The 19,825-nt window shown below is 61.8% G+C and carries 18 protein-coding genes; 11 read left to right on the plus strand and 7 right to left on the minus strand.

Features of this window, described 5'->3' with window-relative positions:
- The first annotated feature begins 28 nt into the window (after window positions 1–28).
- From grxC to V6617_RS03315, 3 genes are read left to right on the plus strand one after another with little or no spacing between them, the layout of a single operon-like run.
- Window positions 29–289 (plus strand): glutaredoxin 3, encoded by a 261-nt coding sequence (gene grxC, locus V6617_RS03305; RefSeq protein ID WP_338609081.1) that lies wholly within the window; start codon window positions 29–31, stop codon window positions 287–289.
- Entirely contained in the window at window positions 286–1,161 is an 876-nt protein-coding gene (locus V6617_RS03310) for a carbon-nitrogen hydrolase family protein (protein ID WP_338609082.1), read from the plus strand. Before grxC ends, V6617_RS03310 begins: the two co-directional genes overlap by 4 nt.
- A gap of 2 nt (window positions 1,162–1,163) precedes the next feature.
- Window positions 1,164–1,586 carry a DUF1178 family protein gene (locus V6617_RS03315; RefSeq protein ID WP_338609083.1) on the plus strand — a complete coding sequence of 141 codons (423 nt, stop codon included), beginning with the start codon at window positions 1,164–1,166 and terminating at the stop codon, window positions 1,584–1,586.
- A 24-nt stretch (window positions 1,587–1,610) separates the two neighbouring features.
- Here the strand turns inward: V6617_RS03315 and V6617_RS03320 are convergent, their stop codons facing one another.
- Both V6617_RS03320 and ubiG read right to left on the minus strand, forming a co-directional pair.
- Window positions 1,611–2,570: a zinc-binding alcohol dehydrogenase family protein gene (locus V6617_RS03320; protein ID WP_338609085.1), complete on the minus strand. Its 960-nt coding sequence runs from the start codon at window positions 2,568–2,570 to the stop codon at window positions 1,611–1,613.
- Window positions 2,571–2,738: 168 nt separating this feature from the next.
- The gene (gene ubiG / locus V6617_RS03325) at window positions 2,739–3,476 is read right to left on the minus strand and encodes a bifunctional 2-polyprenyl-6-hydroxyphenol methylase/3-demethylubiquinol 3-O-methyltransferase UbiG (RefSeq protein ID WP_338609087.1); all 738 of its coding nucleotides are present in this window, start codon (window positions 3,474–3,476) and stop codon (window positions 2,739–2,741) included.
- A 173-nt stretch (window positions 3,477–3,649) separates the two neighbouring features.
- Between ubiG and V6617_RS03330 the strand changes: the two genes are divergently transcribed.
- The 3 genes from V6617_RS03330 (at window position 3,650) to prfA (ending at window position 8,434) form a co-directional block, all read left to right on the plus strand.
- Window positions 3,650–4,909 carry an aspartate kinase gene (locus V6617_RS03330; protein WP_338609089.1) on the plus strand — a complete coding sequence of 420 codons (1,260 nt, stop codon included), beginning with the start codon at window positions 3,650–3,652 and terminating at the stop codon, window positions 4,907–4,909.
- 155 nt (window positions 4,910–5,064) lie between these two features.
- Complete coding sequence (gene ptsP / locus V6617_RS03335; RefSeq protein WP_338609090.1) at window positions 5,065–7,329, plus strand: phosphoenolpyruvate--protein phosphotransferase; 2,265 nt, start codon at window positions 5,065–5,067, stop codon at window positions 7,327–7,329.
- 28 nt (window positions 7,330–7,357) lie between these two features.
- Entirely contained in the window at window positions 7,358–8,434 is a 1,077-nt protein-coding gene (prfA, locus tag V6617_RS03340; protein WP_338609091.1) for a peptide chain release factor 1, read from the plus strand.
- On the opposite strand, the gene V6617_RS03345 is transcribed toward prfA, so the two are convergent.
- Window positions 8,431–8,721 carry a hypothetical protein gene (locus tag V6617_RS03345; protein WP_338609092.1) on the minus strand — a complete coding sequence of 97 codons (291 nt, stop codon included), beginning with the start codon at window positions 8,719–8,721 and terminating at the stop codon, window positions 8,431–8,433. The genes prfA and V6617_RS03345 overlap by 4 nt on opposite strands.
- A gap of 74 nt (window positions 8,722–8,795) precedes the next feature.
- Between V6617_RS03345 and prmC the strand changes: the two genes are divergently transcribed.
- The 3 genes from prmC (at window position 8,796) to clpB (ending at window position 13,586) form a co-directional block, all read left to right on the plus strand.
- Window positions 8,796–9,659, plus strand: coding sequence for a peptide chain release factor N(5)-glutamine methyltransferase (gene prmC / locus V6617_RS03350; protein WP_338609094.1), 864 nt, complete (start codon window positions 8,796–8,798; stop codon window positions 9,657–9,659).
- A gap of 351 nt (window positions 9,660–10,010) precedes the next feature.
- Window positions 10,011–10,688 (plus strand): DUF4167 domain-containing protein, encoded by a 678-nt coding sequence (locus tag V6617_RS03355; RefSeq protein WP_338609095.1) that lies wholly within the window; start codon window positions 10,011–10,013, stop codon window positions 10,686–10,688.
- Window positions 10,689–10,970: 282 nt separating this feature from the next.
- On the plus strand, window positions 10,971–13,586 hold the full coding sequence (gene clpB / locus V6617_RS03360; RefSeq protein WP_338609096.1) for an ATP-dependent chaperone ClpB: 2,616 nt from the start codon (window positions 10,971–10,973) through the stop codon (window positions 13,584–13,586).
- A 59-nt stretch (window positions 13,587–13,645) separates the two neighbouring features.
- Here the strand turns inward: clpB and V6617_RS03365 are convergent, their stop codons facing one another.
- Together V6617_RS03365 and V6617_RS03370 are read right to left on the minus strand one after the other, a co-directional pair.
- Window positions 13,646–13,999: a DUF2200 domain-containing protein gene (locus tag V6617_RS03365; RefSeq protein WP_338609097.1), complete on the minus strand. Its 354-nt coding sequence runs from the start codon at window positions 13,997–13,999 to the stop codon at window positions 13,646–13,648.
- 164 nt (window positions 14,000–14,163) lie between these two features.
- Complete coding sequence (locus tag V6617_RS03370) at window positions 14,164–14,544, minus strand: hypothetical protein (protein ID WP_338609098.1); 381 nt, start codon at window positions 14,542–14,544, stop codon at window positions 14,164–14,166.
- Window positions 14,545–14,983: 439 nt separating this feature from the next.
- Between V6617_RS03370 and V6617_RS03375 the strand changes: the two genes are divergently transcribed.
- Window positions 14,984–15,331, plus strand: coding sequence for a DUF1304 domain-containing protein (locus V6617_RS03375; RefSeq protein ID WP_338609100.1), 348 nt, complete (start codon window positions 14,984–14,986; stop codon window positions 15,329–15,331).
- A 10-nt stretch (window positions 15,332–15,341) separates the two neighbouring features.
- Here the strand turns inward: V6617_RS03375 and V6617_RS03380 are convergent, their stop codons facing one another.
- On the minus strand, window positions 15,342–17,186 hold the full coding sequence (locus tag V6617_RS03380) for a DEAD/DEAH box helicase (RefSeq protein WP_338609102.1): 1,845 nt from the start codon (window positions 17,184–17,186) through the stop codon (window positions 15,342–15,344).
- 155 nt (window positions 17,187–17,341) lie between these two features.
- Between V6617_RS03380 and V6617_RS03385 the strand changes: the two genes are divergently transcribed.
- Entirely contained in the window at window positions 17,342–17,692 is a 351-nt protein-coding gene (locus tag V6617_RS03385; RefSeq protein WP_338609104.1) for a VOC family protein, read from the plus strand.
- Window positions 17,693–17,822: 130 nt separating this feature from the next.
- Here the strand turns inward: V6617_RS03385 and V6617_RS03390 are convergent, their stop codons facing one another.
- On the minus strand, window positions 17,823–19,802 hold the full coding sequence (locus tag V6617_RS03390; RefSeq protein ID WP_338609105.1) for a M23 family metallopeptidase: 1,980 nt from the start codon (window positions 19,800–19,802) through the stop codon (window positions 17,823–17,825).
- Between the last annotated feature and the right edge of the window lie 23 nt (window positions 19,803–19,825).

The raw sequence follows: 19,825 nt of genomic DNA on the forward strand, positions 1-19,825 counted from the left end.
TGCCACTATTGACTGGAGTTTTGAATAAATGACCAAGGTCGAAATCTATACCACTCCCACATGCCCCTATTGCCACGCCGCAAAGGCGCTGTTGGGCGACAAGGGTGTTGCGTTCGAAGAAATTACCGTGCTCGATCCCGATTTGCGCGCTTCCATGACCCAGCGCGCCAATGGGCGGCGCACGGTGCCGCAGATCTTTGTCGGGGATACCCATGTGGGCGGTTATGATGATCTGGCCGCGCTCGAGCGGCAGGGCAAGCTCGATCCCTTGCTCGAGAGTGCGGCGTGAGCCAAACCATACCCGTTGCCCTTGTCCAGATGAACTCGGGGCTCGGCGCAAAGGATAATCTCGACACGATAGAAGCGCGGGTCGCCGAGGCACGGCGGGCCGGAGCCGTTTATGTCCTGACACCGGAAATGAGCGTGGTTTTTGCAAGAAATCGCGCCGGGTTGCAGGCCGAGGCCGAACGCTGGGAGAATAATGGGGCCATCGCCCGGCTGGCCGGTATCGCGAGAGAAAATGGCGTTTTCCTTCATATCGGCTCACTCGCAATAGCGCTCGAGGGCGGACGGTTTGCCAACCGCTCGGTGCTGTTTGATCCAGAGGGCGAGATCGTTTCGCGCTACGACAAGATCCATCTTTTCGATGCCGATATCGATGGCGAGAACGGCTATCGCGAAAGCGCCACCTATGCTGGTGGGGACACGGCGGTGGTGGCCGACATCGTGCCATTTAAGCTCGGCATTTCCATCTGCTATGATTTGCGCTTCCCGGCGCTCTATCGCACGCTGGCGACGGCCGGCGCGCAGGTGATCGTCGTGCCCTCGGCCTTTACGGTGCCGACCGGAGAGGCGCACTGGCACGTGTTGTTGCAGGCGCGGGCGATTGAAACGGGTTGTTTCATCCTGGCGGCGGCGCAGGGTGGGAGCCACGAAAACGGGCGGTCGACCTATGGCCATTCGCTGATCGTTTCGCCCTGGGGCGAGGTGATTGCCGAGGCCGATGGAGCCGAACCGGGTCTGGTGGTGGCCGAACTGGACCTTGACGCGGTGGCCGCGGCGCGGCAAAGGGTGCCTGCGCTTGCCAATGAGCGCGCGTTCACGCTCGCGCCCGGGCCATTGCCGTTTGCAAGCGATCTGAAAACCCAAGCGGGGAATTGAAAGTGATCCAGTTCACGCTCGCCTGCGGTGCAGGCCACAAATTCGATGCCTGGTTCAGAAACGCCGAGGCCTATGACGAGCAATCGGCGCGCGGGGTTCTGATCTGTCCGATCTGCAATTCCTCGCAGGTGGAAAAGGCGTTGATGGCGCCCGCCGTCTCACGGTCGAGCGACAAGGTCTCGCTTTCGGCCGGCCATCCCGAGCATGGCGAGTTCTTGAAGGCCATGCGCGCCCTGCGCCAGAAAATGACGTCGGAAGCCGATTATGTCGGCGACAAATTCGCCGAGGAAGCGCGCAAGATCCATTACGAGGAAGCCGAAGCGCGTGGCATCTACGGCGAGGCGACCAAGGATGAGGTGGTGAGCCTGATCGATGAGGGCATCGAATTCATGCCGCTGCCCACTGTGCCCGACGAGCACAATTAAGGCTCGGCCGGGCACATTCCGATATCAGGGGTGCATGACGACCCTGCCAAATGGCGATCCTGTTTCGGCGTGTTGATGGGCCGCACCAGCCTCCGATAGCGGGAATATCCGGTCAATATGGACCTTTAGCGTACCCTTGGCGATATCACGCAACATCTCGTCGATCGTTGCGGAGACAGAAGGCTTGGTAAACTGGGTTCCCATGTAAACGCCGTAAAGGGTCTGGTTTGCGGCCAATGCGGTCCACAGATCGACGGACAGGGCGCCACCCCCGGCATTGCCGACAAAGACCAGCCGACCTTCTTGTGCCAATACCGCAAGTGAATCGGGAAGGGTGGATCCGACCGGATCAACGATGACATTTGCGCCCTTTTCCTGGGTGTGCGACCGTACAAACGCGCCGACATCATCCTTGCGATAGTCAACCACGTGATCGGCGCCAATCGCTTTCAGGCGTTGCAGCCGCTCCTCGCCGCTTGCGACAGCCAGGACCCTCGCCCCGGCCCGTTTTGCGAGCTGCACGGCGGCAAGGCCAACGCCTCCGGCCGCGGCCCAAATGACAACATGCTCGCCCTTTTGAAGCGCGGCGCTGGCAAACAAAGCATGATGGGCCGTGCCGAAAGAGATGAGCATTGCCGCAGCCTCGTCCCAGCCGACGCCATCAGGCACCAGCCAGGTCTGTTCTTCGGCCACGGCGCGGAGCGCGGCGTGTGATCCGGCCAGATCAAAGCCCGTGACCCTGTCACCAACCTTTCGGTTCGTGACATCGGATCCGAGTGCGATGACCGTTCCGGCCGCCGCATAGCCCACGATGTGGTTTGACGCAGGCGGTTCGGCCAGCCGGCGGTTGATCACATCTCCGCCTTCGATTGAAATTGCGCTGACTTCGATCAGCACGTCACGGGGTCCGATCTGGGGATCGGCAACGTCGGCGTAGCGAAAGACCTCCGGTGGCCCGGATCGGTCGTATATTGCGGCTTTCATTGATTGCTCCGCGTTTGAATGGCCATAGAGCACAGGCGACCATCCCGGCGTGAGGCTATCGAGGCGCCTGTGAATGGCCTACTTGGTCGCCGCTGCCGCAGTGTGCAAGTGGCGGTTTTGCCGCCATTGGGCGACATGCGTCTGCGTCCCCCTGGGTGCCGGCCAATATCAAACGTCCGGTTTTTCCAGGAGCAGCATGTAGTTGACCGCCATGTCGCGGCTCTTGCCCCACTCGTTTTTGAGCGGGTTGAAGGTGACGCCCGTCCTGTCGATCACCTGCATTGCGTTGCGTCCGGTGATCGAGGTGATCTCTTCGGGGGTGACCAGTTTTTCGTAGCTGTGGGTGCCCTTGGGCAGCCAGCGCAGCACGCGCTCGGCGCCGACGATGGCCAGGGCGTAGGCGCGGGCCGTGCGGTTGATGGTGGCGACAAACATCAGCCCGCCGGGCTTGACCAGCTTGCAGCAGCTTTCAAGGTAGAGCGGAACGTCGGCGACGTGTTCGACAACTTCCATGTTGAGCACCACATCGAACTGTTCGCCCGCGGCGGCGAGGTCTTCGGAGGTGGTGGCGCGATAATCGATATCGAGCCCGGACTGTTCGGCGTGGAGCGCGGCGATCTTGACGTTCTTTTCTCCCGCATCGGCGCCGACCACTGTTGCCCCAAGCCGCGCCATGGGTTCACACAACAGGCCGCCGCCGCACCCGATATCGAGAAGCGTAAGGCCGGTGAACGGGCGCATGGCTTTGTCATCGAGCCCGAAATGGGCGATGACTTTCTCGCGGATATAGGCGAGGCGCACCGGATTGAACTTGTGGAGCGGTTTGAACTTGCCGTTGGGGTCCCACCATTCCTCGGCCATCTTGTGGAACTTGCCGATTTCGTCTGGGCTGATGGTGGTGGTCATTGTGTACCTCGTCCTGGCGTACCCCAAGAGGTGACCGCGCCGGGCCATCAAGTCAAGCGATCCATCGCCGCAGCGCCCTTCATCCCATATTGCTAAATCGGCGGGTTTGTGGCACTCACCGCGCCACAACCGTACGGTGCGGTACGGCATAAGTTTGCATCTAAGGCGGCGTCATGGCGCGTATAGTTATGAAGTTCGGCGGCACCTCGGTCGCCAATGTCGAGCGCATACGGCAGGCGGCCCGGCACGTCAAACGCGAGGTCGAGGCCGGGCACGAGGTTGCCGTCGTCGTTTCCGCCATGTCGGGCAAGACCAATGAGCTTGTCGGCTGGTGCGCGCAGGCCGCCCCCATGCACGATGCGCGCGAATACGATGCGGTCGTGGCCTCGGGCGAACAGGTGACCGCCGGGCTGATGGCCATCGTTTTGTCGGAAATGGGCATCCAGTCGCGCTCCTATGCCGGCTGGCAGGTGCCCATCCATACCGACGATGCGCACGGTTCGGCGCGCATCACGGGAATAGATCCGGCCAATCTCAACGAGCGGATGAGTTCGGGCTGGGTGCCGGTGGTGACCGGTTTTCAGGGCGTGTCCGACAAAAAGCGGATCACGACGCTGGGACGCGGCGGATCGGACACCTCGGCCGTTGCGGTGGCGGCGGCGGTCAAGGCGGACCGGTGCGATATCTATACCGATGTGGATGGCGTCTATACCACCGATCCGCGCATTGCGCCGAAAGCCAGGCGCCTCGAGCGGGTCAGTTTTGAAGAAATGCTCGAAATGGCCTCGCTGGGGGCAAAAGTGCTTCAGACGCGGTCGGTGGAACTGGCCATGGCCCAGGGGGTGCGTCTTGTGGTGCGCTCGACGTTCGACGACCCCGATGCGGGCAACGCGCCGGGCAGCGAATGGGGCATGACGGGCACGCTTGTGTGCGATGAGGATGAGATCATGGAAAAGCAGATCGTTTCGGGTGTGACCCTTGCGCGGGCCGAAGCCAAGATCACCCTGCGCAAGGTCAACGACAAGCCCGGCGTTGCCGCCGCGGTGTTCGGTCCCCTGGCCGATGCGCGGATCGTTGTCGACATGATCGTGCAGAACATTTCCGATGACGGGCAGATCACCGACATCACCTTTACGGTGCCCGACAGCGAATTCGACAAGGCGATGAAAGTTTTGCGCAACGCGCCCGATCTCGAATACGAGTCGATTTCGGGATCCAAGGGCGGCGCCAAGATTTCCGTGGTCGGTGTCGGCATGCGCAGCCATGCGGGCGTTGCGGCTTCCATGTTCCGGGCGCTTTCGGACAAGGGAATCAACATCCAGTTGATCACAACCTCGGAAATCAAGACCTCGGTATTGATCGATGAGGAATATGCGGAGCTTGCAGTTCGGGCTTTGCATACCTATTACGGTCTGGACAAGGCCGAGGGGTAAGCTCGGTCGCGGGCAAATCTCTGGAGCATGGTCCGGTTCGATTGAACCGGCCTGACGCTTCGGGTCTTATTTGATCGTGCGGTCGAACCGAAAAAGTCTGCAACTTTTTCCGACCACACTCTGGGAGGCGGGGTCGACCCGCCGGGCGAGCGGACATGGTGACAGCGATTGGCGGACCGCGGGTGCTCTTGCGCCAGTTGCGCGAAACCATGGCCGAACCGCTGGCCAGCCAGGAGCGGCTGGACAAGATCGTCGATCTGATCGCCGATAACATGCGGGCCGATGTGTGCTCGTTTTACGTTTTGCGCGACGATGGCGCGCTCGAATTGTTCGCTACACACGGTCTCAAGCGCGACGCCGTCCACATCACGACGCTGCGTCTGGGCGAGGGTCTCGTGGGCCTGATCGCCAACGAGGCCGAGCCGCTCAGCCTGCAGAACGCACCCGAGCATCCTTCCTTTGCCTATCGCCCGGAAACGGGGGAAGACCCGTTCTTTTCGTTCCTGGGCGTGCCGGTGCTGCGGGCCGGGCAGACGCTTGGGGTCCTTGTCGTTCAGAACTCGGAACGCCGGGTCTATGGCGAAGATGAAACCGAAGCGCTTCTGACCACGGCAACGATCCTGGCCGAGATGATTTCGACAGCCGATTTCGATGCCTTGATCAAGCCGGGCTCGGATATCGATCTGCGCCGTCCGCGCATGTTTCAGGGCGTTGGGTTTTCCGAAGGGATCGCGCTGGGGCAGGTGGTGCTGCACGACCCGCGCGTGGTGGTCACCAATTTTGTTGCCGACGATACGGATGCGGAAAAAGCGCGGCTCGAAGCGGCGCTGATGACCATGCGGGTTTCGATCGATGAATTGCTAAATTCGGGCGACATGCAGATCCCGTCCGATCACCGCGACATCTTGGAAACCTACCGCATGTTCGCCCATGACCGGGGCTGGGTGCGCCGGCTCGAAGAGGCGATCGAATCCGGCCTGACAGCGGAAGCGGCCGTCGAGCGGGTGCAGAACGATACGCGGGCGCGTATGTTGCGCCAGACCGATCCCTATATCCGCGAGCGCCTGCACGATCTCGACGATCTGGCCAACCGGCTGCTGCGCATTTTGACCGCCGACGGTTCGGTGGCCGGCAAGGAGATGCCCGACAACGCCATTCTGGTGGCGCGCAATATGGGCCCGGCCGAACTGCTCGAATATGACCGCACCAAGCTGCGGGCCGTGGTGCTCGAGGATGGCGCGGCGACCGCTCATGTGGCAATCGTGGCGCGTTCGGTGGGGCTGGTGGCGGTCGGGCAGGCCGAAAACATCGTCTCTATGGGCGAGGCGGGCGACGACATCATTGTCGATGGGTTTACCGGTGCCGTCCATCTGCGGCCGACCCCCGATATCGAAGCGACCTATATCGACAAGGTGCGGCTCTCGGCCAAGCGGCGTGCCCATTACGCGGCGCTCAAGGATACCCCTCCCGTCTCGCGCGACGGGCAGCATATCACGCTGCTGCACAATTCGGGCCTTTTGGCCGATATGGCGATGCTGGAAGAAACCGGTGCCGAAGGGGTGGGGCTGTTCCGCACCGAGTTGCAGTTCATGATCGCCTCGAAAATGCCCCGGGTCAAAGAGCAGGTCGAGCTCTATGCCCAGGCCATGCGGCTGATGGGGGATAAACCCATCGTCTTCCGCCTGCTCGATATCGGCGGCGACAAGGTGGTGCCCTATATGCGCTCGACCGCCGAGGAAAACCCGGCCATGGGCTGGCGCAGCTTGCGGCTGGCGCTGGACCGGCCCGCGCTGCTGCGGACGCAGGTCCGCGCGCTCTTGCAGGCCGCAAGCGGCAAGCCGCTGCGCATTCTGGTGCCCATGGTCACCGAGGCGCGCGAATACATGAAGGTCAAGCGCTTCATCCTGCGCGAGAACGAACGGCTGCCCCGGCTGGGCTTTGCCCAGCCCGAAACGCTCGAGATCGGCTCGATGATCGAGGTGCCCTCGCTGCTTTTCGAGCTCGACCGGCTGTTGCCCGAAACCGACTTCGTTTCCATAGGGTCCAACGATCTGATCCAGTTTCTGACCGCTGCCGACAGGGCCAATCCGCGCGTTGCCAACAATTACGACCCGATTGCCCGGCCGCGCCTGCGGGCGCTCAAACTGGTCGTCGATGCGGCGCAAAAATACGGCAAGCCCGTTACCATGTGCGGGGAGCTGGCCGGACGCCCGATCGAAGCGATGGCGCTGCTTTCGATCGGCATGACGCGGCTTTCCATGGGCGCGTCCTCGATCGGCCCGATCAAGGAAATGGTCCTTGGTCTTGACGTTGCCGCGCTCAAGGCCGAAATGAACGATTATCTTGAGAACGGCGAAACCGAGGGTTCGGCCCGCGAGTTTCTTGTAGAGTTTGCCGAGCGGCATTCTCTCACCGTTTAGGTTCTCATTTCCGACCGGATAGTTTTGCATGGCTTTTCTGCCCACCGACAAGCTCGACGCCCTTGAACGCCGTTTCGATTCCATCGAGGCGGCCATGTCGGGCAGTCCCGATCCGGAAGCCTATGTGCGGCTATCGAAGGAGTATTCCGAGCTCTCGCCCATGGTCGCCAAGGTGCGCGAATACCGAGCAGCGCTTTCCGATCTGGCCGGAGCCGAGGAGCTTGCCAAGTCGGGCGACAGGGAAATGGCCGAGCTTGCCTATGAGGAAATGGGCGCGCTCAAGGAAAAGATCGAAGCGCTGAGCCAGGAGATCCGCATTCTCTTGCTGCCCAAGGATGCGGCGGACGAAAAAAGCGCCATTCTCGAAGTGCGCGCCGGAACGGGCGGCGACGAGGCCGCGCTTTTTGCCGGCGATCTTTTCCGCATGTATCAGCGCTATGCCGAAGCGCAGGGATGGAAGGTAACGGTGATGGAAGCGTCCGAAGGCGATGCCGGCGGATACAAGGAAATCATCGCCAACGTCTCTGGAGCAGGGGTATTTGCCAAGCTCAAATACGAATCGGGTGTCCATCGCGTGCAGCGTGTGCCCGATACCGAGACGTCGGGGCGCATCCACACTTCGGCGGCCACGGTCGCCGTGCTTCCCGAGGTCGAGGATATCGACATCGAAATCCGGCCCGAAGACATCCGTATCGATACGATGCGGGCTTCGGGCGCCGGCGGACAGCACGTCAACACCACCGATTCGGCGGTGCGCATCACCCATATCCCCTCGGGGATCGTGGTGACGTCGGCAGAAAAATCCCAGCACCAGAACCGGGCCAATGCCATGAAGGTGCTGCGCGCGCGGCTGTTTGACGAGCAGGAGCTCAAGGCCTCGTCCGAGCGGGCCGAGAGCCGCAAATCCCAGGTCGGCTCGGGCGATCGATCCGAGCGTATCCGGACGTATAATTTTCCGCAGGGACGGGTGACCGACCACCGGATCAATCTCACGCTCTACAAGCTGCCCCAGATTATAACGGGTGAAGCGCTGGGCGAAGTGATCGATGCGCTGATCACCGAAAATCAGGCAGCCCAGCTGGCGGCGATGGAGCAGGGGGTCTAAAAGAGACCGACGGCCGCATCTGCCCAGACAATCAGGACCAGGCCGATAACCAGCCCCATTACTGCCAGTTTCGCCACTGGGCTCGACAGCATCCGAGCGGAAAATTCAAAAGCGATGCCGATTGCTCCGAGCAGGATAGCCGCAAAGACGAAATCGAACGCATCCCAATCGACCTCGCTTGTGAACTGCATGGCAATCAGCGGAATGGCCAGAACGGCGATCAATCCCGTCCAGACAAAAGGGCGCCAGCGGCTGGCCTGGGGTATGGGATTTATTGGGGTGGCCATGAGGCGTCTCGATTGGAACATTGGGGCGATGCCGTCATATTCAGCTGCGATCAGGGCGGAATAAAGGACCAGCGATGCAGTTTGGAGTTCCCAATATCGGCCGGACCTGGCGTTCGCTTCGGGACCAGTTGTCGGCCGCGGACATTCCGACGGCGGCGCTCGATGCGCAATTGCTGGTTCGCCACGTTCTCGGACTCGATGCCACCGGGCTGATCGCCTCGGAAACCGATCCGTTTCCCAGTGGAAAGCTGGCCGAACTCGAATCGCTGGTTGCCCGCCGTCTGGCTGGAGAGCCCATGGCCCGCATCCGTGGTGTGCAGGAATTTTATGGCCTTGATTTCGGGCTCAATGATGCAACGCTCGTTCCGCGACCGGAAACCGAGATGCTTGTCGAGTTCGGGATCACCGAGCTCAAATCCCGTTCGGAGCCGATCATCGCCGATCTGGGGACCGGGACAGGCTGTATCGTTCTGGCGCTGCTTGCCAATCTGCCATCTGCCCGTGGGACGGGTGTCGATATTGCTGCTGATGCGCTTGTTCAGGCCGAGGCCAATGCCCAGGCGCTGGGGCTTGCGGACCGGTTCGTCATGCGGCATGGAAGCTGGTTCGAGCCGCTGGGCGGTGACAAATTCGATCTTATCGTTTCCAACCCGCCCTATATTGCCAGTGCGACGATTGAGGCGCTTGAGCCGGGGGTCAAATCCTTCGATCCCATTGCAGCGCTCGATGGGGGTGCGGACGGGCTCGATCCCTATCGGATCATTGGGTCGCAAGCGCGGAACTGTCTTGTGCCGGGTGGGGCGCTGGCCCTTGAAATCGGCTTCGACCAGGGTCACATGGTTAAAGAGCTTTTAAGCTCTGAAGGCTTTTGCGAGGTCGCCATTGCCAAAGACCTTGCCGGTCACGACCGCATGGTTACGGCCCGCGCACCAAAATGACACAGCGTCCGGGCGAATTTCTCCAAAAGCCAATATTTTTCTTGGAATGAGAAGGATATGCGGTTAGGTTGCCGGTGCTGACGCGGTGCTTGTTCATCGCGGTGGACCCCACCCTGACATTGGCGGCATAGAATAAAGCCGTTAGCGGAACCCATCCTCCCAGAGGGTTGGCGCAGCATCAGACAGGGTCGGAGCTCACGCAGCCTTTTTGGGGAAACCAGAGAGAGCGATCGGCACAGCGCGGACCGGGAAGTCGGTTCGTGTCAGCCGAGTTTTGTGCCCGTCGCCCGGTTTTGGCGGCAAAGGCCCCTATTAAGCGCATACCTTCACGGAACGTGTTGAAGCGAGCACATGAGACCAAACCAGCAAAACAACAACAAGCAGCGTTCGCGCGGCCGGAACAACAACAATAACAATCAGCGGCGTGGCGGTGGTGGCGGCAATCCCTTGTCGCGCAGCTATGAAAGCAATGGCCCGGACGTCAAGATTCGTGGCAATGCGGCCCATATTGCAGAGAAATACACCCAGCTTTCCCGCGACGCGGCTTCGGTCGGCGACAATGTGATGGCCGAGAATTATCTCCAGCACGCCGAACATTATCTGCGCATCATCCTTGCCGCCCAGGCTCAGTATCAGCCGCGCCAGGACAACAGCGTCGACACCACACCCGACGATGATGACGACAACGACAGCGATAACGATCAGGGCAATTCGGGCAACAATACCGATCAGAGCTCTGAATCGTCGGACGGTGGCGATGGCGGATCGGACGAGCAGCGCGAACCACGCCCGCGGCGCCAGCGCCGTCCACGCCGTGAGCGGACCGAAGAAACCGCAGATGCGGTGGCGGAGCGCGAAAAGCCTGCCGCTTCGGAAACGGCCGCCAGCAAGGATACCGCTCCTGCCGCAGAAGAAGCACCCAAAAAGCCCCGCCGCCCGCGTCGCAAGAAAGCCGACGATGATGGCAGTGAGCCGGCTCCGGAGTTGCCGGCGTTCCTCACCGCAGGGCGCGAAACCGCTGCCGAATAGTGAGAAGCGGTCCGGCATAGCCGGATGCAAAGGTCCAGTGGACCTTTGAAAGCGCACGAACGCCCGACGACCGATGGTCGAAGGGCTGATGGATACGCAAATAAAAAAGACCGGGCCATCGTGCCCGGTCTTTTTCTTTGCGATTGTGCTCCTACATATCGATTGACTTGAGTCAGTGCCGGTCAAATCGGGCTGAGCTAAAATCCAGTCAACGCTTCGGGCGTTGTCTCATGTGCCGCGAAGCGGGCGGGGGCAGCGCGCCAGCAAAGGAGAGTTGAAGCAATGAATATCGAAAAATACACCGAGCGGACGCGCGGGTTCATCCAGAGCGCCCAGCAGATGGCCCTGTCGCGCGGCCATCAGCAGTTTACCCCGCTCCATATCCTCAAAGTCCTGGTCGATGACCCCGAAGGCATGGCCACCGGGCTGATCGACCGTGCCGGCGGCAACGCGCAGGCGGTGCGGGCCGGGGTCGAAGAGGGGCTCAAAAAGCTCCCATCTGTCTCCGGCGACAATGGTCAGATTTACCTCAGCCGCGAATTGGCCCGGGTGTTCGAGACGGCAGAAGCGGCAGCGCAGAAGGCCGGCGATTCGTTTGTCGCCGTCGAGCGCATGCTTCTGGCGCTGACTATTGAAAAAGACACCGATGCGGGCAAGATCCTCGCCTCGGCCGGGGTCACCGCCAATGGGCTCAACGCTGCCATCGAAGCGATCCGCAAGGGCCGCACCGCCGATTCGGCGAGCGCGGAGAACACCTATGATGCGCTCAAGAAATATGCACGCGATCTGACCGAGGACGCGCGCGAAGGCAAGCTCGACCCGGTGATCGGACGTGACGAGGAAATTCGGCGCACCATCCAGGTGCTTTCCCGCCGCACCAAGAACAATCCGGTGCTGATCGGCGAACCGGGCGTGGGCAAGACGGCGATCGCCGAGGGCCTCGCCCTGCGCATCGTCAATGGCGACGTCCCCGAATCGCTGAAAAACAAATCGCTGCTCGCGCTCGATATGGGCGCCTTGATCGCTGGCGCGAAATATCGCGGCGAGTTCGAAGAGCGGCTGAAATCGGTCTTGAGCGAAGTCCAGTCCGCCGAAGGGCAGATCATTTTGTTCATCGACGAAATGCACACGCTGGTCGGCGCGGGCAAGGCCGATGGCGCCATGGATGCCTCCAACCTCTTAAAGCCCGCTTTGGCGCGCGGCGAGTTGCACTGCGTGGGCGCCACGACGCTCGACGAATACAAAAAGCACGTCGAAAAGGATGCGGCGCTGGCCCGTCGTTTCCAGCCGGTGTTCGTCAACGAACCGAGCGTCGAGGACACGATCTCGATCCTGCGTGGATTGAAGGAGAAATACGAACTCCACCACGGGGTGCGCATTTCCGATTCGGCGCTGGTTTCGGCGGCAACGCTGTCCAACCGCTACATCACCGACCGCTTCCTGCCCGACAAGGCCATCGACCTGATGGACGAGGCTTCGGCACGGCTGCGCATGGCTGTGGATTCCAAACCCGAGGCCCTCGATGAACTCGACCGGCGCATCATCCAGCTCAAGATCGAGCGCGAGGCGCTGAAAAAGGAAGAAGACGACGCTTCGAAAACCCGTCTGGGCCGGCTCGAAGCCGAACTGGCCGGGCTCGAGGAAGAATCGGACGCCATGACCCAGCGCTGGCTCTCGGAAAAAGAGCGGCTGGCCGGGGGCACCAAGCTGAAAGAGCAGCTCGATGCGGCCCGCACCGAGCTTGAACTTGCCCAGCGTAAGGGCGATCTGGCCCGCGCCGGGGAGCTTGCCTATGGGGTGATTCCCGATCTCGAACGGCGTCTGAAAGACGCCGAGGCCCATGAGGCCCAGCCGGGCTCGGACATGGTCGAAGAGGTCGTCACCCCCAACCATATCGCCCAGGTGGTCTCGCGCTGGACGGGTGTTCCGGTCGACAAGATGCTCGAAGGCGAGCGCGACAAGCTGTTGCGCATGGAAGATGAACTCGCCAGGCGCGTTATCGGTCAGGCCGAGGCGGTCGCGGCGGTTTCGCGCGCCGTGCGCCGGGCCCGTGCCGGGTTGCAGGACCCCAACCGGCCGATCGGATCGTTCATGTTCCTGGGCCCCACGGGCGTGGGCAAGACCGAATTGACCAAGACTCTGGCCCAGTTCCTGTTCGATGACGAGACGGCGATGGTCCGGCTCGACATGTCCGAGTTCATGGAAAAGCATGCGGTTGCCCGACTGATCGGCGCGCCTCCGGGCTATGTCGGTTATGATGAGGGCGGTGTGCTCACCGAAGCGGTGCGCCGGCGGCCCTATCAGGTTGTCCTGTTCGACGAGATCGAAAAGGCGCACCCCGACGTCTTCAACGTGCTCTTGCAGGTGCTCGACGACGGGCGGCTGACCGACGGTCAGGGCCATACGGTCGATTTCCGCAACACGCTGATCATCATGACCTCGAATCTGGGGTCGGAATATCTGGCGGCCCAGCCCGATGGGGAATCGGTGGAGCTGGTGCGCGGCAAGGTGCTCGATACGGTCAAGGCATCGTTCCGGCCCGAGTTTTTGAACCGCGTGGACGAAATTCTGCTCTTCCACCGGCTCGAACGCGGCCAGATGGGCGCCATTGTCGATATTCAATTGAAGCGCCTGCAAAAGCTGCTCGATACCCGCGAGATCACCATCGAGGTGACCGAAGCGGCGCGCGACTGGCTGGCCAATGAGGGCTATGATTCAGCCTATGGAGCCCGCCCGCTCAGACGTGTCATCCAGCGTGCGGTGCAGGACGAGCTGGCCGAAAAGCTTCTGGCCGGCGAGATCACCGACGGCAGCACCGTCAAGGTCGATGCCGGCGATGGCGGGCTGGTGATCCTGCCCGTGATCGAGGGGGAAGTGGTCGATACGGCCGCGGAGTAGTTGACTGAAAAAATAATGGCCCCGGAAACGGGGCCATTATTTTAAAAATGGGGTGGGGCTCATCCCTGCCGCAAGATCTTGTCCATCGCCTTGCCCCGGGCCAACTCGTCGACCAGCTTGTCGAGGTAGCGGATTTCGCGCATCAGCGGGTCTTCGATTTCTTCCACTCGGATGCCGCAGATCAGACCCTTGATGAGCGTGCGTGCGGGATTGAGTTTGGGCGCGTCGGCAAAGAAGGTCTCGAAATCGGTCCGGCTTTCCAGTTGGGCTTCCAGAGCGTTCTGGCTGTATCCGGTCAGCCAGCAGATGACCTCATCGACCTCATTTTTCGTGCGCCCCTTCTTCTCGGCCTTGGCGATATAGTGAGGGTAAACCGACGCAAAGCTCATCGTGTAGATTCGGTGCTTTTCCATTGCGGCTCCCGGTGCAACACCTTTCCATGAAGAGGTCGCACATCAAATGCCCGATGGGTCATACTGCGCCCAACGCCGCTCTGCCGGCAACCGGTGTTCGGTGCGTATATACGCAAAAGGGCCGCAGCTTTCGCCACGGCCCTTCGATCGATAGACCCGGGATCTTACGAGCGTTGGTAGTCGATGCTCGAGCAGAAGATCGCGGCCTGACAGCCGGTGATTTTCAGCGTATCGGGGCCGGTCATTTCGACGATGGCCTTGGCGTTGCCGCCATTGAGCGCAATTGTGCCTTCCCATTTGTTGGGGCCGACCTGAGTGCCCTGCACCACTTCCTGACCGACAAAGGCCAAATTCTCCTCGGTCCGCGAATCGCCCTGGATGTCGTTGAGGACCCCGCAAAGCTGGGTGCCGTCACCGCACATTTCGAACGTGAAGCTCGTGCCCCAGCGGTCGACCCAGGTCCCGTTGGGATCGAGATCCTGGGCGAAGGCGGGGGCGACGAAAAAAGCTGCGAGAGCGGCGGCGGCTAGAAGAGACTTCATCATGATCCATTCTCCATGGGGGCGCCGTCGACATGAAGGCGCGTTGTGTTTGAGTGTTAGTTCCCCGCACCTGAAAACGAGCTGAACGAAAAAAAGGTTGCCAGAAAGAACAAGATGACTGGCTGGGCGGGTTTGCGCAACATGCCCGAAGGCGCAGCCATCGTGGGAAGACCAGGGGAGTGCGTGCCGTCCATAGGCAAATCGCTCTGGTGGAGCGATTTGAGGCGCGAACGCCCGGAGCGCCATGCGCGAGGGCCGCGACGCCCGAGGATGACGCCGGGGAGTGGAGGCGCACAAGAAATTTTATCCCCCGGAGGTTTTGGCGTCGGCAAAAGACGTCCCGGAGCGGATAGGACAATGGCCGCTTGCAAGGCGGCACGCGATGCCGCTTGTTTTGCGAAGGCCGATATGGGCATGCTTGGGCGAAAAGAGGAGGGCCTTGATGGTTGCCAATGGTTTGATTGTGGTCGTTGCCGCGATCCATCTCTATATCGTCTTCATCGAGATGACGCAGTGGAACAAGCCACTGGGGCTCAAGGCATTCGGTCTTGGTCAGGAGCTTGCCGACAAAACCACCGTGCTGGCGGCCAATCAGGGGCTCTACAACGGATTTCTGGCGGCCGGGCTCATCTATGGCCTTGCGGCAGCAAGCGCCGAGTTCAAGGTATTCTTTCTCGTGTGCGTTCTGGTGGCCGGCCTGTTCGGCGCGGCCACGGCGAGCCGGAAGATCCTGTTTATTCAGGCTCTGCCGGCTGCGTTGGCGCTTGGTGCCCTTTGGCTCGGGGTTTAGCGTTCGGGCGCTATTTGCGCCCCTTCTTGCCGAACCCTTTCGATCCGGTCTTGGCCGGACGGGGCGCATCGCCGGGGCCGGCTTCGCGCTTGGGCCGGGGCTTGAATTTTGGTTTGGCCTCGAATTTTGGCTTGGGCTCAAACCCTTCGCGGGCGCGGGGCGGCTTTGAGGGACCACGGCCGGCCGGAGCGATGGTGACGCCGCGTTCAAGACCGGTTCCGCGCTTGAGGTGCTGGGCAAACTCGTCGGCCTTGTCGGCGGCGATTTCGAAGCGGGTTTCGGTGTCGTCGATCTTGATCGATCCCACTTCGCGCTTGGTCACTCCGCCCGCCTTGCAGATCATGGGCAAGAGCCATTTTGGATCGGCCCGGTGCTTGCGTCCGAGCGAAAGGATGAACCACACCCCGCCCACCATATCGGGTCCACGCGGTTCGCGCGGAGCCATGGGATCGTATGCCGGGCCGCCTTCGGACCGCTTGTCGCGGCGTTTGGATTTGGGGCCGTCGCCCGCAAGGGACACCGACGAGGTTTCCTCAGGTACGGGCCGGCTGGCCAATTGCTGGCGCAGGAAGGCCACGGCCAGTTGCTCGGGGGAAACCTTACCCAATAGCTCGGTCACGAACTCGGTTTCATGATCCTCGGGCATGGGTGCGGAGACCGCGGCGTCAAGGATCTGGCGGCGATAGCGTGCTTCGATATCGGCGATGGTCGGGGCAGAGACTGTGGTCGCCGAAAGCTTGGCCATGGCCAGGACCCGGGCTGCCGCCTTGCGCCGATGTTCGGCAACGACAAGCACGCAAACGCCTTTCCGTCCGGCCCGGCCGGTGCGGCCCGACCGGTGTAGCAGCGTTGCGGGATTTGAGGGGATATCGGCGTGGATCACCAGGTCGAGATTGGGCAGGTCGATGCCGCGCGCCGCGACGTCGGTGGCGACGCAGACATGGGCGCGTCCGTCGCGCATGGCCTGCAGGGCGCTCGAGCGTTCGGACTGGGCCAATTCGCCCGACAGCGCCACGGCCGCAAAGCCGCGATTGGTCAGCCGGGCCGCCAGATGGCGTACGGCCTCGCGGGTGTGGCAGAAGACCAGCGCGCTGGTGCTGTCGGATGTGAGCAGGGTATTGATGATGGCGTGCTCGCGCTCGTCGCGGTGGACCACCATGAGCTGGTAGTCGATATCGGCGTGCTGCTCGGTCGCTGCCGTTGTCGCCACCCGAACAGCATCGCGCTGATAGGTCTTGGCCAGATCGGCAATGGCACGGGGAACGGTGGCCGAAAACAGCAGGGTGCGCCGCTCTTCCGGCGAAGCGGCAAGAATGAATTCGAGATCGTCGCGAAAGCCCAGATCGAGCATTTCATCGGCCTCGTCGAGCACGATGGCGCGCAGGGCGCCCAGATCGAGGGAGCGTTTGGTGATGTGGTCGCGCAGTCGCCCCGGCGTGCCCACCACCAGATGGGCACCACGGTCGAGTGCACGGCGCTCGTCGCGCATGTCCATGCCGCCGACGCAGGTGGCGATGCGAATGCCGGCATCGGCATAGAGCCAGGCGAGTTCGCGCTGCACCTGCAGGGCGAGTTCGCGGGTCGGCGCGATGATCAGCCCCAGCGGGGTCTGGGCCGGGCCGAACCGTTCGGCATCGCCCAGAAGTGTGGAGGCAATCGCTATGCCGAACGCCACGGTCTTGCCCGACCCGGTCTGGGCCGAAACCAGCAGGTCCGCCTCGTCATGTGCGGGATCGAGCATTTCGGTCTGCACGGGGGTCAGCTGGGTGTAGCCATGGGCCGTGAGCGCGCTCGCCAGCGCAACGTGGATTGATGCCGGCAGGTCCGCCGGCGCGTGGTCAGTATCAGATGACATGATTGGAGAGCCTTATGTTGAGGAGGCTATAGCAGAAGAGGGGCGGTTTGGGCCAGCGCTGATCTTGCGGGCGGTTTGGCGGCGCTTATCGCGCAACGGTCTTGACATGCGGGGTAAAAAATAAGAACATAAAGTGAACATGTGGGAGGTTTGTCATGTCGGCTACGGCCATCGACTATATTGAGCTCGACAGCGAAAATCTTGGGGCGAGCCGAACGTTTTTCACCACGGCCTTTGGCTGGCGGTTCACCGATTACGGGCCCGATTATGCCGGCATCGAGGATGCAAAGCTCGATGGCGGGATCTCGCAGGCGGAGGGGGCGCGCAAATTGCCGCTGGTCATTCTCTATACCTCCGATCTGGATGCCGCAGAAGCGGCGGTGCGCGCGGCGGGAGGCGAGATTGTTCGCGAGCAGTTCGATTTCCCCGGCGGGCGGCGGTTTCATTTCCGCGAGCCGGGCGGGAACGAGCTTGCGGTCTGGAGTGAGCGGAGGCCTGGGGCCTAGTGCGTTTCCAGGATAAGCTGAAATGCTTTAGAGCCGTTCAGGATTTGATTGAATCAAATTCTTGGCTCTAAACCCCTGTTTTGTCGCGTGTCCGAACCGCAAAACCGTTTCCACTTTTGCTGGACACGCTCTAGTTCGCGGTGGTCGTGGCTGGTGCGGCGGCCACTGTCACCGGCGTGGTAACGGGCGTGCCGTCCTGCTCGACAAGGGCGCGGACCTGGGCGACCGTTGATGCAAATTCGGTCTGGTACTGCTGGGGCAGGGAGTTGGCCCGGGGGAGCTTGACGGCCAGGGGATCGACCGTGTTGCCGTTGATCTTGATTTCGTAGTGGAGATGGGGCCCGGTCGATTGGCCGGTCGAGCCCACATAGCCGATCACCTGGCCCTGGGTTACGCGGGCGCCGGGGCTGATCCCGTCGGCAATGGCGCTCATATGACCGTAGGCGGTGTTGTAACCATTGGCGTGGCGCAATTCCACATAGCGCCCATAGCCTGAATACCACTGGGCCATCTCCACGATGCCGTCGCCGCCGGCATAGATGGGGGTGCCTGAACGGGCGGCAAGATCGGTCCCGGTGTGCAAACGATAGTCGCCGAAGATCGGGTGGCGGCGATAGCCGTAGCGTGAGCGAAGCGTGCCGCCCCCTTCGAGCGGCCGGCGCAACAGGAACTGCTTTCCGGTTTCGCCGTCGGGATTGTAAAAGTCGATCACCCCGTCTTCGGTCTGGAAGCGGAACAGCTCGCGCGTGGTGTTGGACAGGGTCAGAGCGACATAGAGAAGGTCCTGATTGTCTTCCTCGACGGTGCCCGAGAGCAGAATTTCAATCGAGTCGCCGGGCGAAACACGCCGGGTGAGATCGAGATCATAGGCATACATCGCCGCGATGCGGTCGATGGTTGCGTCGTCGAGCCCGTGCTTGCGGCCCGTCTCCCAGATCGAGCGGTAAATGGTGGGCAGATTGCCGACATTGACCTCTTCCGTGTCTTCCTCGGTAAATTCGATCTTTGGCGGCTCGAGCGCGGTCACGTAGCGGCCCTGATCGGTCAGCGCCACGGTCACACGGTGAGTGGTGTCGTCATAAATGCTCACGCGATAGGGAATAAGCGTCTGGGAGCCGCGCGATGCCCCAAACAGGATTCTGAGGCGCGTGCCCTCGGGCAGATCGGTCTGAGTATAGACGTTTTGCATGGCGCGCGTCACGGCGGCGACCATCTCGGTGGTGAACCCGTTGCGCATGAAGGCTTCGGCGAGCGGGGTCTCTTCGCGGATCGTCAAAACGCGCTCGGTTCGCAAACTCCCCATGTCTTCGGCCGCCCGCGTCTTGGGCATCACCGTAACGTTTTCGGCGACCCCCTCGACGGTGCCCGGTGCGATTTCAATGCCAAGTTCACGCAGGCTTGTCGATGGAGGCGCATAGGCCATAAGCGGGCCTTCCGCATCCGTATAGGCACCTTCAACCGACAGGCGAACGAATTGGGCTGCGCTCATGTCGCTGATCGCCCGGTGCGGCGGGTCGGTGAGCTCGAGCGCAGCGGTCCTGACGGTGAGTTCTCCTTCGACGTCGGCTCCATATATATCGGTGCTGACCAGTTCGGCGGACGGATTGGCGCGCAGTGGCTCGTTTCGTGCGAGCAAAGCGACGGGGTCGTAGGTGGGGATGTCTTCGGAGAGCGCCGTCGAAGCTGTGGCCAGGGTTGCATTGATTGTCGTGAAGGGCTGGTTGCGGATGCGGGCAACACCGTCGACAACCTCGCGGATCGAGGCTTCTATGACCTCGAGGTCGGAATGGGTCTGGGTCACCGGCTTGGCGCGGCGCGTCTTTCCGACAAGCGATGTCGGGGCGGGCGTTGCGCCCTGAGATGCAGAGATCGAGAGCGCCTCGAAGGGCGTGGAAAACGTATCCTGCCCCTTAAAGGAGACCTGAAGCGCTCCAGCCATGAGCATAAAGGACGTTACGCCCGTCAATACCGTGCCGGCCAGCCAGGCAAAACTGATCTCGCGGCCCTGGGGCAATGCGCCTTCCGGGGATTTTACGGTCAGAGCCGGCGAATCCTCGTATCCTGTCGCCTTGAGCAGGGCGGCGTGGCGGTTGCGTTGCGCTGCGTTCAACTTTTCTTCCCCGGACCCTTGCG

The organism is Pelagibacterium nitratireducens (genome assembly GCF_037044555.1).
Taxonomy (GTDB): Bacteria; Pseudomonadota; Alphaproteobacteria; order Rhizobiales; family Devosiaceae; genus Pelagibacterium; species Pelagibacterium nitratireducens.

Excerpts from the sequence above, each read along its gene's own strand:
- V6617_RS03365 (WP_338609097.1), bottom strand. The coding sequence starts at position 13,999 with ATGGAAAAGCACCGAATCTACACGATGAGCTTTGCGTCGGTTTACCCT.
- ptsP (WP_338609090.1), top strand. The coding sequence starts at position 5,065 with ATGGTGACAGCGATTGGCGGACCGCGGGTGCTCTTGCGCCAGTTGCGC.
- prfA (WP_338609091.1), top strand. The coding sequence starts at position 7,358 with ATGGCTTTTCTGCCCACCGACAAGCTCGACGCCCTTGAACGCCGTTTC.
- V6617_RS03375 (WP_338609100.1), top strand. The coding sequence starts at position 14,984 with ATGGTTGCCAATGGTTTGATTGTGGTCGTTGCCGCGATCCATCTCTAT.
- clpB (WP_338609096.1), top strand. The coding sequence starts at position 10,971 with ATGAATATCGAAAAATACACCGAGCGGACGCGCGGGTTCATCCAGAGC.
- V6617_RS03320 (WP_338609085.1), bottom strand. The coding sequence starts at position 2,570 with ATGAAAGCCGCAATATACGACCGATCCGGGCCACCGGAGGTCTTTCGC.
- V6617_RS03380 (WP_338609102.1), bottom strand. The coding sequence starts at position 17,186 with ATGTCATCTGATACTGACCACGCGCCGGCGGACCTGCCGGCATCAATC.
- V6617_RS03370 (WP_338609098.1), bottom strand. The coding sequence starts at position 14,544 with ATGATGAAGTCTCTTCTAGCCGCCGCCGCTCTCGCAGCTTTTTTCGTC.
- prmC (WP_338609094.1), top strand. The coding sequence starts at position 8,796 with ATGCAGTTTGGAGTTCCCAATATCGGCCGGACCTGGCGTTCGCTTCGG.
- ubiG (WP_338609087.1), bottom strand. The coding sequence starts at position 3,476 with ATGACCACCACCATCAGCCCAGACGAAATCGGCAAGTTCCACAAGATG.
- V6617_RS03355 (WP_338609095.1), top strand. The coding sequence starts at position 10,011 with ATGAGACCAAACCAGCAAAACAACAACAAGCAGCGTTCGCGCGGCCGG.
- V6617_RS03385 (WP_338609104.1), top strand. The coding sequence starts at position 17,342 with ATGTCGGCTACGGCCATCGACTATATTGAGCTCGACAGCGAAAATCTT.
- V6617_RS03330 (WP_338609089.1), top strand. The coding sequence starts at position 3,650 with ATGGCGCGTATAGTTATGAAGTTCGGCGGCACCTCGGTCGCCAATGTC.
- grxC (WP_338609081.1), top strand. The coding sequence starts at position 29 with ATGACCAAGGTCGAAATCTATACCACTCCCACATGCCCCTATTGCCAC.
- V6617_RS03345 (WP_338609092.1), bottom strand. The coding sequence starts at position 8,721 with ATGGCCACCCCAATAAATCCCATACCCCAGGCCAGCCGCTGGCGCCCT.